The organism is Burkholderia sp. AU45388 (assembly GCF_030481585.1).
GTDB classification, from domain to species: Bacteria; Pseudomonadota; Gammaproteobacteria; order Burkholderiales; family Burkholderiaceae; genus Burkholderia; species Burkholderia sola.
Window position 1 is genome coordinate 540,142 of the sequence record NZ_JAUJPV010000002.1, and the last position, 12,574, is coordinate 552,715.

Genomic DNA, 12,574 nt, shown 5'->3' on the forward strand with positions numbered 1-12,574 from the left:
TAGGGGGGGCCGCTACCTGAGATGGGAAAATCATGGGCGCGCGGATGTATCGGGGAACGGATACCTATAATGCGACCTATAGTACATATGCGACTTCTGTAGAGGGCGTTGGTTATCGAATCGCAGGGGGCATCAATGCGCCCCAATGGTGGCCACAGCAGGACTACTGCGATGGGGCAGCTGCGCCTCTGGCGGATTCGGCCTACTTTACGATCGAGCTTGTCAAGACGGGACCGATCACGTCCGGAGGGGTTTTAACCGGCAGATTGGGCAAACATATTTCCCCGATCAAGGATATGCGGCCCGTCGCGTTTTCTTGACCGGTGGCTTACCGATCAAGCCTACGGTGCCGACCTGTCCCGTACGGAACAACGTGATTGGCGTACCGCTTTGGTCGGTCTCGGCCAAGTCGCTCGAGACCAGCGGTGGATCCGACCTCAGACCATTCTCGATCGATTTGGACTGTTTTGGCGGGTCGCAAGGAGCGTCGACCAGAATGTTTATAACCATGACCGATGCCGCGAGCCCGGGCAATCGCGGTGGCGTGCTGACGCTGGCGTCGACCGGTTCCAGCGCGGCGGCTGGAGTCGGCGTGGAAATCCGGCGAGCGGATGATGCCATTGTCCGTTACGGATCCGACTCGTCCGCATCCGCTAATCCCAATCAATGGTTTGTCGCACAGTGCGGTAATGGGCTTGTGTCCATTCCGTCGAAAGCGCGCTATCTGCGAACCGTGGGGCCGATGAAGGGTGGAACGGCTAATGCAACGGCTACCTTCGCGATGAGCTATCAGTAAGCCGTGCAATGCAGGTTTCAACGGCCTTCAACTCAAGGCTGATTTCCCCGAATCCGGGTTAAAGCCCTGGCTGGGTTCTATCGTCACTTGCAGGGGATCGCGATTTCACTGGTAACTCATCGTGAAGTTTGCGATCGCATTTGCCGTTCCCGACTTGATACGCGGGCTGGTCTGCACATAGCGCGCCCGCAGTGCGATGCTCAGGCCAGCAGCGCCTTGGGCAACCGACCCGCCCAGCCATTGATTGGTGTTGCCGATAGCAGAGGATGCGGGACCGTATCCGAGCACGTCGTCACCCTTCAGAATCTGAAGGCCCACGCCGGTGGCTGTCGAGTCTTTCGACAATGATAGCGTTGTCGACGTGTTCCCCGGGTTCGTTGCATCGGTCAGCGTGACATATACCTTCGCGGTGGTACCCCTGTCGCCGCCCGAACAGGAAAGGTCGATCCCGAACGATCGCGACGGCGCGCTCGAGCCGACACCGGTGAAGACCGTCGAGGCCATTGTCTCGCCCATCGGCACCTGTATGCGCGGGGTCGTGACCGTGCAGCTCGGCACTTTGGGCGTGACCAGAACAGGTGCGGCGAAGCGATATTCGACCAGTAACTGCCCGGCGTCGTTGTCTACCCTGTAGTTGGCATAGGCGCCGCTCAATACGCCGCTCTCCGTTACGTTTCCGGTCTTGATCAGTTGGATTTTGGGTGCGTAATAGATGTTCCAGTACACCTGTGCTATTGGGAGTCCCGTCGAAGTGAAGGGAGCGACCTCCCCTAAGGGCGATATGATTCGCAACCCGACATTGGGTATGTTAGTCGGATAGATTTTGGATGCGTCGGGTATGCCGACGCCTGTTATGCGTCTCCGGAATGTGAAAGAGCAGGTTGTCACGGGATCCCACGGATTGATCGCATTGGTGAAGGTAAGCGCGTCCGCTTTCGCCTCGTAAATGATGCCGCCGATCGGAATGTCTCCGGGGCTGAAAGGCGGCGGGTTGAATCCGTTAACGGCAACGATGAAGTAATCTCGGCCGTCATTTGTGGTGGCCGTGCATGCTGCAAGAGCATGAATTGGAAGTACTGCTGATAGAAAAAGTACGAATTTTATTTTCTTCATTATCGAGCATTGGAATGAGGAGAGGTCACCCGAATTTCGGGGCTATAGATCGGCGATGGGTGCTGAATGCGGCATCCGTTCCCGATCGACTAGTGTGGTGTGGTCAACGACGTTGGCCAATTATCTATTGGCAGAGCGACGAGCGAAATGAGACAAGTACTAAATTCGCTTCCGGAACGGTGTCGCAGGCGCATGCATGAAGAACGGATTTGGTGCTTCGAGCCGGCTGCATACAGACCGCATCCACGCATTGACAAACGTCGGTCGCTCGATATTCGGTCCCTTGGAAATCCGAATAGCTGGCCGCCCGGTACGCCCGGCCGGCCAGCCTTAGCCAACGACGCGGAGGCCGTCAGCTACGCGCGTTCACGCCGCGCGCCGCGTCAAGGCGTTCGGGCGTCATTGAACCCACGACACCGAACGCCAGACCGGCATGCCCAGGGTTTCACTTGCCTGTAGCTGATACCGACCAGTTGACCGTGGAACCGGTTGTAGCCGTCCGTGACGGAGATCCGGCAGCGGGTCGACGAGTTTTGGAAGGGGGGCGAAGTTTCCGCGCGCAAGGCCGGCTGGCTATCGTGATGACCGTGAATGCGACCGATGAGGATCGGCGAAGCTGTGCGGAGGTCGGCGCGGTCGAGGCAGTGTTCGAGCGGCTGTCGATCACTGCGCTCGACGCGGTGCTGCACCGGCACGGCAAACGCGAGCCGATGCGGCGGTGGCGGCGCCACCTGTCATGACGGACGAGATGCGCGACAAGCTGCGAATGGCGACGCTGCACTCGCTTCCATGATTGACGATGCGTCGTCGCTTGATGCAGTCGATCCGGTCCGGATCGAGCTGCGCTCGTTGCGCGGCGGCTTTGCGCTGGCCGGTGACGCGTGCGCCGCCATGGAAGGGATCGTCAACGACGGCAGAACGGACACGTCCAAGGATCGCTGGCCAGCGTTCCGGGGCGAGATCGCATGCGCCGTCGATCGCTGATGGCCGATCGAACGACATTCAGAGCTGGGCCCGTCCTTGCCGGTTCAGCGTGGCAATTGCGACGCCGCCCGTCGGCACGGCAAACCGCAACCGGCGCGAAAGTAGCCATTCCGCCCATCCTGGACGCAGGCACCCGGATGAATCGATTCATGGAGACGTGTGTTGCCGAATTTCGCCTGGGACAAATCTCATGAATCTCGCAAATTGATAAGAAAATAACTATTTTATGTGCCATGCGTGCATTTCAGAATTTTATTTTTCTCATGGGGCGCTCTGTAAAACTTGATTTTTCTAATAAATAATAGAATTTTCATAAAATTTCATCATTAGTTCTCGTACGACCAATAAAACATCAAATGTCGTTCTCCAACTAGATACTGGATTTGTAAATATTGTCATCATTATACGTACTCTTATTCGGGTTTCCATTCCGATAAGGCGCTTCTGAATTGAGTCAAGACTGGAGAAGATAGTGACGGCTTTCAACAGGAAGATTCTCGCCCTGACGAGCAGCCGCAGGGATGTTCGGCGCCGGTTCGACCACGGCGGCCGGCGGCACGAACGTGAAGGGTGAAAAGGCAAGCGAACATCGGCGTGAACCTCGGCACGGTGAGCGTCGACTCGATCGGCGGTTGGTCGGCCACGGCATCGTGGGCGGCACATCGATCAGCCTGAACCCGGACTGTGGCAACACGGCAACCGCCGTGACGCTCGTCAAGCGTGCCCGTTTTTGGCATCCAGGTTCAAGGGCGCCTGTCGATTCGCTGGAGCGACGCTTCGTGCGAAGGCAACTACGTGCTGCCGGCGCGGCGGAAGGCGGTCGCATATGACCGCGTGGCGATGAACTGCAAGACGGCGGATCGGTAAGCGCCGAGTGATGGTATTGCGACAGGAGATTATTTCATGCGAAAGATGGAGTCCATTGGACGTTTATCGATTGTTTTTGGATTTTGGTCCGCGTTCTGCACGGGCTCGGCGGTGGCGGCCACGGCAGGCGACTGCTCGTTCTACGACATAGTCCACCAACCGACCGTGGGCGTGAGCGTCGAATCCTATGCGTCGTGGGAAATGGGTGAATTCGATCCGAGTGTGCCGGATGGAACCGTACTGTCGGAAGCGGTGGCAAGTATCGTGAGAGAAAACGATGTCTATTCGGCTTCGTGTAAAACGGACATCGGGCGGACGACCCTCGCCGGCATCGGAACACGCGGGCCGTACGAGACCTACGCATCCAGTGTTTCAGGTGTGGGCTTGCGTCTTTTGTCGAATGATGGCAAGTACGTTTATCCCTATAAAGAGTTCAGACTGGGGGGGCGCCTGCCCCTCATGGCGCTCAGAAATACAAGAATTCAACTCGTCAAAACCGGGCCCATTACGGCTCAAGGAAAAGTGACGGGACAAATCGCGCAATACACATTCGACGATAAAAATTTAGTCGTAGGCAGGCTCTATATTGCGGGCAGCGTGGAGATCAAACCCAAGGTGCCGACCTGTAGCGTCCTCACGAAAACGATCACCGTTTCCATGGCGAGCACGAACGCAAAGCGCTTTACCGGGGTCGGTTCGACGTCGCCCGGCAAGGCGTTCGACATCAGGCTGAACTGTGGAAACGGCACGTCCGGGGCGACGACCAAGATGTACATCACAATGACGGACGCCACCCATCCCGCTAACCGATCCACCATGTTGTCCCTCAGCAAGGATTCGACTGCGAGCGGTGTCGGCTATCAAATCGTGCGCCAGACGGACGGATCGCCGGTTACCTACGGGCGCGATTCTTCCGAGGCGGGCAATCCGGGACAGTGGTTTGTCGGTCAATATGGAAACCAGAGCGTGGATATTCCGCTGGTGGCGCGCTACGTTCAGACTCAGCCGAAGATCGCGGCCGGCACCGCGAATGCAGCGGCCTCTTTCACGATGAACTACCAGTAATACGCGCGATGCCGGGTTCGAATGGCCTCGAACCGGCAACCGATCCGGAAAGGTCACTCGCCCGGATGAAGCCGGTGTCGTTCGTTTCCTTTCCGCCTTCCCCCAAAAGTCAAAAAGCCGGCCGTCGGGTATGCCCGATCGGCCGGCTTTTTTGACCGGCAGCCCGGAGGCTGCCGGCCCGACACGGTGATGCCGCTGGCGACACGTCACGGCGTTCGGTCAACGGTGCGAACCGATCACGCGGAACGCCGTGCCGACGACGCTCAGGGTTTCACTTGCCCGTAGTTGACACCGACCAGTTGACCATGGAACTGGTTGTAGCCGTCCGTGACGTCGATCCGGCTGGTGGTCGATGAACCCTCGAAGCGGCCGAAGTTTCCGCCCGCGAGGCCGCCGAGCCTTGCATAGCGGCCGCCGGAAACCGTACCGCTCGACGACGACGCGGTGACGAACCCCCCGTTGCTGCCGATGAGGCCGCCGACGTAGCTGACGTCGCCCCCCTTCGCCGAACCGGTCGCACGCGACTGATCGACTTTCCCCGTCAGTTGGCCGATGAGGCCGCCGACGCTGGCATTCGCGCCGCCCTCGGCATCGCCCGATGCACTCGACAGGGTCACGTTGCCCTGCTCATTGGCGCCGATCAGGCCACCGACCACGGAGCTATCGCCGGCCTTCGCCGAGCCGCTCGCGCGGGATTCGGAAACTTGCGAGCGATTGCGCCCGATCAGGCCGCCCGCCGCGCTCGAATGGCCGGCCACGACGTTCCCGCTGGCTTTGGCCGCGTGGATCGTGCCGTTGTTGACGCCCGCGAAGCCGCCCGCGTTGCTCGCATAGCGGGCGGTGACGTGGCCGGACGCGGTCGACGTGTCGATCTTGCCCGCGTTGTAGCCTGCGAAGCCGCCGACCGTGCTGCTGTCGGTGGCGATCACGTCGCCGGACGCGCCGGATGCGTCGATCGTGCCCTCGTTGAGGCCGACGAAGCCGCCCGCGGTGCTGGCGCTGCCGCCTTGGACCCGGCCAAGTGCGCGGGACGTTTCGATGAAGCCGCTGTTCACGCCCGCGAAACCACCGGCCGTCGAATGGTCCCCGACGCGCACGCTGCCGGTCGCCTTCGATGCCCGGATGCGCGCGTTTTGATCGTTGCGGCCGACGAAGCCGCCGGCCGTGCTGTCCGAACCGACGACGAGGTCGCCGGTCGCGGTCGATGCGTCGATCTCCCCGGTGTTGGCGCCGACGAGCCCGCCGGCCGCCCAGATATTGTCGCCCGCCGTCACGCGGCCGTTGGCCTGCGAATTGCTGATGCGGCCGTGGTTCGCGCCGACCAGCCCGCCGACTATGCCGTAGTGGCCTGCCACGACCTCGTTGTCGGCGATGGACGATTCGATCGTGCCGAAGTTCAGGCCGACGAGGCCGCCAGCGGTCGAGATGTCGCGGACCAACACGTTTCCGCTGGCGCGCGACGATTCGATGGTGCCGAGGTTGATGCCCACCAGGCCGCCGGCGATCGCGTTGCCGTTTGTCCTCACGGTGGCGGAGGCGGAAGACGACGACTGGCGAATGATGCCGTTTTCGCGGTTGAGCCCGACGAGGCCGCCCACCATTGCCGCGTCGCCGTTTGCCATCACGCTGCCCGCGCTCGACGAGCGCTCGATCGTTCCGTTGTTGATCCCGACGAGGCCACCCGCGGAGCCGTCCAGCCCGACGCCGACTTGTACGTCGGCATGGCTGTCGCGAATCGTCGCCGTGGTCGGCGGTTGGTCCAGCAGCGTCAGGTTCTCGCCCGCGAGGCCACCGGCCGCGAGTACGCCGCGATCGCCCCCCACGGAACCTGATACCGTCGCGTGCTCGATCGTGCCGCCGTAGTTGCCGCCGACCAGGCCGCCGACGATCGTGCGACCCTTGGCCGACACGGCCACGTTGAGGGCCGTCACGTTCGAGATCACGCCGGTGTTGATGCCGGCGAGCGTGCCGACCAGAACCGGGCTGCCGTACGGCAGCCCCGTTGCGATCGTCATGGTGCTGCGCAAGTTGAGGTTTGCGATGCGACCGGCGTTCTGGCTGAACAGGCCGACGGTCGTCGAGTCGGGATTGTAGATGGACAGGCGGCTCAGCGTATTGCCGAGCCCGTCGAAGACGCCCGAGAACGCGCTGTCGCCGCCGATGCTGCGGAGGCGCTCGGTGTAACCGTTGTCGATCGCGTTGCCGAGTACATAGCGGCCCTTCAGGTCCGTGCCGATGTTGCGCAGGTCGGCGATCGTGTGCACCACCTTGTAGTCTTCGCCGTTCGAACGATACGACGCATTGTCGCCGGACAGCGTGACGACGGCCTGGTCGCCGGTGAACGTATGGCCGTTCTTCGAATTCAGCTCGAGATGGGCGTTACGGCCGGTCAGCTTGATCGCGTCGTTCACGCGGATCTTGTCGTCGGCATTGACGACGACACTGGCCTTTTCGCCTGCAGCAGACAGCGCCTGCTTCAGTTCGACGTCGCCGTGCTGCGCGGTGAGCGTCAGCGATCGGTCGCTGTTCCACGCGACGGGACCGTCGACGGTCAGGTTGCCGCGCGTGTTCGTCAGCGCGACGTTCGTGGTATCGAGGTTGCGCGACAACGTGTCGGCGCCGATCGACCGGTCGCCGCCGCCTTGCCCCTTCACGCCGGCGTTGGCTGCCTCGATCGTCCACGTACCGGCCGTGTTGCCCGCGCGCGTGTCGACCTGCGTGTCGGCCGCGACGTTCACGCGTTCGCCGCGGGTGAGTACCGTGCCGGCCGCGTCGCCGCCGGCATCGAGCTTGCCGGCGACATTGACGGTGCCGCCGTCGAGCGTGATCTTGCCGCCTCGGCCGGAGAGCCCCTTCGCTTCGATCGTGCCGGTGTTGTTGACCACCGCATTGAGCAGGTTGCCGGCCGCCCGCGCGGTCATCAGCACTTCGCCGCCGTCGGCCTTCAGCAGGCCGCCGTTGGTTGCCTGCGCATCGACCGCGCCGCCTTCGACCTGCAGGCTGAGCAGGTCGCTGCCGTCGAAATTGACCTTGAATGCATTGCCGGCGCCGAGCGCGACGCGCCCCATCTTCGCCTGGATCACGCCGTTGTTCGACACGCGTGCGCCGAGCAGGGCGACACTGCCGCCGTCGGCGGCAGTGATCTTGCCGTCGTTGGCGATCGACGCGGTGGACGTGCCGGAGAAGCGGTAGTTGCCGGCGAGGAAATCGCCGTCGGAGATGTTCTGTGTCGATGCGACGAGGCCGCCGACGTTGATCTGCGCGCCGGAGCCGAACAGCACGCCGTTCGGGTTGACGAGGAAGACTTTGCCGTTGGCGTCGATCTGACCGTGAATCTGGCTGCCGTTGTTGCCGATCACGCGGTTCAGCGCGATGGACTGGCTGCCGGGTTGGTGGAACGACACGCGCTCGCCGCCGGCGACGCTGAAGTCCTGCCAGTTGGCGATGAGCTTGTCGGAATGCTGGTTGATGGACATCGATTTGCCGTCGGCGTCGCGAATGATGTCGGCTTTGCCGGTGGCGATGGTTTCACCGGTGGGCAGCGCGAAAGCGGGCAGTGCGGCGAGGCCGAGCAGCGAGAGGGCGGCCGCCGCGAGACGCTTGCCGCCCGCGGACTTGCCGTGTCGGCGCGCGGTTTCCCCCACCGCGGTCCAGCATCCCTGGGTCTGGTTCCATACCAGTGCGTAGGTCTTGTTCATGAATTGTTGTCTCTCTTTGAAGATCCACAGTTAGCGCTCCGCGTAATCATCTGTATACCTAATGATCGCGCGAACACGTTGATCCGGAAGCGCTCGATCGAGGTGCCTCCGACGATGCGAACCGCAGTGCGGCTCGCAGTACTCACGACCCGGCACGTGACCGGGCCGCTCGTCCAAAGCCGCTCAGAAATACTGTGCGGCCTGTATCCAGACGGTCGGCGAGCGGGTGGCCGACGCGACCGCGTAAGCCGGACCAAGCGGCAGCGCGGCGCTCAGGTTGATTTGATGACGCTCGCCGAACCAGCTCGCACCGACGCCGAGCGACGACAGCTGTACGGTGTTGCGCTCGCGCGCCCACGGCTGCTTGCTGAGCTGCACGCGGCCGGTGTCGACGAACGTGCTGAATTGCCAGTGGGGTGCGGCGAAATAACGTAATTCCGCGCTCGCTTGCCAGCCCTGATCGCCGTTGCCGGCGCTGAGTGCGTACGCACGCACGCCGTAGGGGCCGCCGAGACTGAATTTTTCGGAAGAATCGAGATTGCGCGACGACAGTTGCGCGCTGAATTGCGTATAGAGCTGCAGCCGGGCGCCGAGCGCTTGAAGGCGCAATGCGTTGACGTTCAACTTGGCGAAGCGGCCTTGCGTATGCGTCAAATCGTTCCACCCGAGCGCATCGTTGCCGCGCAGGCGACCGATGCCGATGGTGGCCGAGAAGCCGTTTCTGCCGCCGCCGCCGACGCCGTCCTGGCTGTTGCCGCTCACGCCGAAGGTCCACAGGTCGACGGCCTTGTCGTTGTCGGTGTCGAAGTAGCCGTAAATGTCGCGCAGGTGTTTGTTGTCGTACGTGAACTGCGCGTCGAGTCGGGTTCGGCGGCCGCGCATCAGCGGCTGCGTGACGAACACCGAGCGGACGTCGGCGTTGCCGTGAGAGCGGAGATATTTCATGCTGCCGCCGACCCGGTAATACATGTCGGAATAGGCCACGCCGATGCGCGTCGACGCCGGGCCGACCGGCACTTGGTAGGCCGCGCGGTAGTAGCGCTGATTCGTATTGCTGGTGAGGCCGCGCATCGAGAAGCGATCGCCGAGCCGCAACGGCGAGTTGACGTCGACGCTGCCGGTTGCCCGATAACGGCCGGTCAACGGATCGCCGAAGTTGTCGAATTCGAGCGAGCCGGTGGCGAGCGGGCCGCGCTCCGCGTCGATCACGAGATCGGTCGTACCGGGTTCGGCGCCGGCCCGCAGCGTGCCTTTCGCGTCGACGCCGGCCATGTCGTCGAGCAGCATGAGACTGCGCTCGAGGCTCGCGCCTTGGGCGACGTCGCCGGGATGCAGCGCGGCGAGCGGCTGACGTAATGCGCGATCAAACACACGCGTTCGGTTGTGCAGCTCGATTTTGCCGTAGCGACCTTCGACGACGGCGATGCGAACAACGCCGTCGTCGACGTCCTGCCGGGGCAGGTAGGCGCGGGCGAGGACGTAGCCGCGTTCGCGATAGCGGGTGGTGATTCGGTTCGCCGCTTGCTGCAACTCGCCGAAGCCGAGTTCGCGACCGACGAGATCCGCGAGCAATGTTTCGAGCCGGGCCGTCGGAATCGCCGTGTTGCCTTCGATGACGAACGCGCGGACCACGACGCGCGGGCCCGCGACGTCTTCGGCCGCCGGCGCGGGTGCAGCCGGCGCAATGTCGATGTCCGGGCGGGTGGCGGCAGGCAGGGATGGACGCACGGTTTCGATGTCACGAATCGATTGCCCCGCGCTGGGGACCTGTGCATGCGCGAGACCGAAACCGGGAAGGAGCCATGCGATGGCGACGTAACCGGTGCGCCGGAGAGCGTCGCGCAGGGCGCGGGTGCCGGTCGGCGTCGCGGGGGCGCGTGCAGGGGCGACGTGCGAAATGAACGGCTGGCCCGCTGACACACTGGAGGCGGCTGTCGATGGGCCGACGATCACGGACGCTGGCGTGCGACGGATGATAGAAATATCTCACCCCGGAGAAATAATTATGGATCTGTCTCGGTCTTTAGAGACGGTCCGTTGAGAATGTCGGGGATATTACGAAAGGGACGCGGTCGTGGATATTGAACAAGTACGAGCGCGCGGGGGAAATGCCTCAGTCTTGCATGATTCTTTGCGAGATGCGCGGGGGCGTCAGGCGCGGCTCTGTCGGACGAGGCCGAAAAGCGGCGGCGCGGATCAGTCGTGGTCTGAAGAGGACTGCCACGTAACTGCTTGACCGTGAATGGTTCTTTCAATAGGGGCGGCTGTTTTGCTGAGATTAGGACGAAACACAGGCTAATCCCAATTTCTTTAGGACACGTCCGATTAAAAATGCGCTTTCACGATGGCAATATACGGGCTTACATTGTTTTGATTCGAGGCGTCCTGTAAATCAGCGCGGCGTGTCTTGGTTTTTTACGTCACGGAATGGCGCTGTATAAATCGAATAGTTAATAGTTTATGACGTTTTTGCTGGCTTGTCGTCATAAGCAATGATTTGTATCTCTAAATAACAGGATGAAACTCGTCGTCGATTTGACAATCGATCCGTGTCGGCACGACCGCATCGCGTAAATACTCGCTGCCGTCCCGCCGTCGTTCGATTTCGGCGGCTGATCGCTCAGATATGCATTCGTTCGACTCTGTTGATTACGCACTCGTTGCTCGCGGGAAGATGTCCTGGTTTCGGCTGGCCGATGGCGGCCTGCTTGTCGCCGCGGCATGGGCGGCGAAGCGCTGGTTCGACGACGCGCCCTGGTCGGCGGCCGATGCTGCGTTGACCGCTATTGCCATCGCCTGCGCGCTGGTCCTGTTTCCATTGATCGGCCTGTACGGCAATCGCGAGCGACGTATGTCGTGGCGTCGCGTGTGGCCGGCGCCGGCTGGTCTTGCCGTCGCCCTGTGCGTCGGCGTGATGTCCGTTACGGCACTCGACTGGCAATCCGGCGCGGCGCCCGGCTGGGTGATCGGCTGGTTCGTGTTGTCGACGGTCGCGCTCGTCGCGTCGCACGCCGTGCGGCAATGGCTGGGCGTCCATGGCGCGGCCCGGGACACGAGTCGCAAGCCTGTCGCGCTCGTCGGGTATCGCGAGCGATGCCTGGCGCTTGCGAGTTGCGATGCGCGCGAGGTCGGGGCGCCGTTTCAGGTGGCCGCGATCTTCGACATGTCCGGTGCCCCCGCACGCGATGCGGACAAGTTTGAAGTGCATGTCGATCTCGGCAGGTTCGTCGACTGCGTGCGCCGCGTGCACGTCGGCGAAATCTGGATCGTGCTGCCGCTGTCGGAGGCCGACCGCATCGGCGCGATCGTTCGTGCGTTCGACACGGATCTCGTGGATATCCGCTTCATGCCGGACCTCGCCGATCTCACGCCGCTCCATCCGCGCCGCGCGAGTCGCGGCCGCGCGCTCGATCTCGTGGCCGCGCCGCTGTCGGCACGGGCGCTCGCAGGCAAGGCCGTGTTCGATCGTGTGTTCGCAGGGCTGGCGCTGATTGCGATCGCGCCGCTGATGGGGGCGATCGCGATCGCGGTGAAGTGCTCGTCGCCGGGGCCGGTGTTGTTCCGGCAGCAGCGCAGGGGCGCGTACGGGCGCATTTTCACGATCTACAAGTTCAGGACGATGCGCGAGCACGACACCGACGCGCCGGGCGAGGTGCGTCAGGCGACGCGCGGCGATCCGCGCATCACGCGCGTTGGCGCGCTGCTGCGGCGGACGAGCCTCGACGAGTTGCCGCAGTTCCTGAACGTGCTGAAGGGCGACATGTCGGTGGTCGGCCCGCGTCCGCACGCGGTGGAGCACGACCGCTTCTACCAGCATCGGGTCGACGGCTATATCCAGCGCTACCGGATCAAGCCGGGCATTACCGGCTGGGCGCAGGTCAACGGGCATCGCGGCGAGACGGATCGCGTCGAGAAGATGCAGCAACGGGTCGAACACGATCTCTATTACCTGAACAACTGGTCGTTCGCGCTCGATATGCGGATCGTGGTCGCGACCGTGACGTGCGGATTCACGCATCGCAACGCTTATTGAACGACGCGTCCACGCACG

The 12,574-nt window shown here is 62.6% G+C and carries 9 protein-coding genes; 6 read left to right on the forward strand and 3 right to left on the reverse strand.

The annotated features are described in order from the left end of the window. Window positions 1–145: 145 nt before the first annotated feature. Window positions 146–796 carry a fimbrial protein gene (locus QZM72_RS06365; RefSeq protein WP_301737545.1) on the forward strand — a complete coding sequence of 217 codons (651 nt, stop codon included), beginning with the start codon at window positions 146–148 and terminating at the stop codon, window positions 794–796. 105 nt (window positions 797–901) lie between these two features. On the opposite strand, the gene QZM72_RS06370 is transcribed toward QZM72_RS06365, so the two are convergent. Further along, entirely contained in the window at window positions 902–1,909 is a 1,008-nt protein-coding gene (locus tag QZM72_RS06370; RefSeq protein WP_089468964.1) for a fimbrial protein, read from the reverse strand. Between the two features lie 581 nt (window positions 1,910–2,490). On the opposite strand from QZM72_RS06370, the gene QZM72_RS06375 reads away from it, so the two are divergent. The 4 genes from QZM72_RS06375 (at window position 2,491) to QZM72_RS06390 (ending at window position 4,825) form a co-directional block, all read left to right on the forward strand. After that, window positions 2,491–2,649 carry a hypothetical protein gene (locus tag QZM72_RS06375; RefSeq protein ID WP_179233465.1) on the forward strand — a complete coding sequence of 53 codons (159 nt, stop codon included), beginning with the start codon at window positions 2,491–2,493 and terminating at the stop codon, window positions 2,647–2,649. A 49-nt stretch (window positions 2,650–2,698) separates the two neighbouring features. Further along, window positions 2,699–2,893 carry a hypothetical protein gene (locus QZM72_RS06380; RefSeq protein ID WP_089468965.1) on the forward strand — a complete coding sequence of 65 codons (195 nt, stop codon included), beginning with the start codon at window positions 2,699–2,701 and terminating at the stop codon, window positions 2,891–2,893. Between the two features lie 521 nt (window positions 2,894–3,414). Then, window positions 3,415–3,723: a hypothetical protein gene (locus tag QZM72_RS06385; RefSeq protein WP_301737546.1), complete on the forward strand. Its 309-nt coding sequence runs from the start codon at window positions 3,415–3,417 to the stop codon at window positions 3,721–3,723. Between the two features lie 73 nt (window positions 3,724–3,796). After that, complete coding sequence (locus QZM72_RS06390; RefSeq protein WP_089468966.1) at window positions 3,797–4,825, forward strand: fimbrial protein; 1,029 nt, start codon at window positions 3,797–3,799, stop codon at window positions 4,823–4,825. A 263-nt stretch (window positions 4,826–5,088) separates the two neighbouring features. Here QZM72_RS06390 and QZM72_RS06395 read toward each other — a convergent pair whose 3' ends face one another. Together QZM72_RS06395 and QZM72_RS06400 are read right to left on the reverse strand one after the other, a co-directional pair. Beyond that, entirely contained in the window at window positions 5,089–8,523 is a 3,435-nt protein-coding gene (locus QZM72_RS06395) for a GLUG motif-containing protein (protein ID WP_301737547.1), read from the reverse strand. Window positions 8,524–8,706: 183 nt separating this feature from the next. Beyond that, a complete protein-coding gene (locus QZM72_RS06400; protein WP_301737548.1) occupies window positions 8,707–10,251 on the reverse strand; it encodes a ShlB/FhaC/HecB family hemolysin secretion/activation protein in 1,545 nt (514 codons plus the stop codon). 946 nt (window positions 10,252–11,197) lie between these two features. Between QZM72_RS06400 and QZM72_RS06405 the strand changes: the two genes are divergently transcribed. Next, window positions 11,198–12,556: an undecaprenyl-phosphate glucose phosphotransferase gene (locus QZM72_RS06405; RefSeq protein ID WP_301737549.1), complete on the forward strand. Its 1,359-nt coding sequence runs from the start codon at window positions 11,198–11,200 to the stop codon at window positions 12,554–12,556. Window positions 12,557–12,574: the final 18 nt, after the last annotated feature.

Bases quoted from the DNA above. Each gene is read 5' to 3' on its own strand.
- QZM72_RS06365 (WP_301737545.1), top strand. From the start codon at position 146: ATGGTGGCCACAGCAGGACTACTGCGATGGGGCAGCTGCGCCTCTGGC.
- QZM72_RS06370 (WP_089468964.1), bottom strand. From the start codon at position 1,909: ATGAAGAAAATAAAATTCGTACTTTTTCTATCAGCAGTACTTCCAATT.
- QZM72_RS06375 (WP_179233465.1), top strand. From the start codon at position 2,491: ATGACCGTGAATGCGACCGATGAGGATCGGCGAAGCTGTGCGGAGGTC.
- QZM72_RS06380 (WP_089468965.1), top strand. From the start codon at position 2,699: ATGATTGACGATGCGTCGTCGCTTGATGCAGTCGATCCGGTCCGGATC.
- QZM72_RS06385 (WP_301737546.1), top strand. From the start codon at position 3,415: ATGTTCGGCGCCGGTTCGACCACGGCGGCCGGCGGCACGAACGTGAAG.
- QZM72_RS06390 (WP_089468966.1), top strand. From the start codon at position 3,797: ATGCGAAAGATGGAGTCCATTGGACGTTTATCGATTGTTTTTGGATTT.
- QZM72_RS06395 (WP_301737547.1), bottom strand. From the start codon at position 8,523: ATGAACAAGACCTACGCACTGGTATGGAACCAGACCCAGGGATGCTGG.
- QZM72_RS06405 (WP_301737549.1), top strand. From the start codon at position 11,198: ATGTCCTGGTTTCGGCTGGCCGATGGCGGCCTGCTTGTCGCCGCGGCA.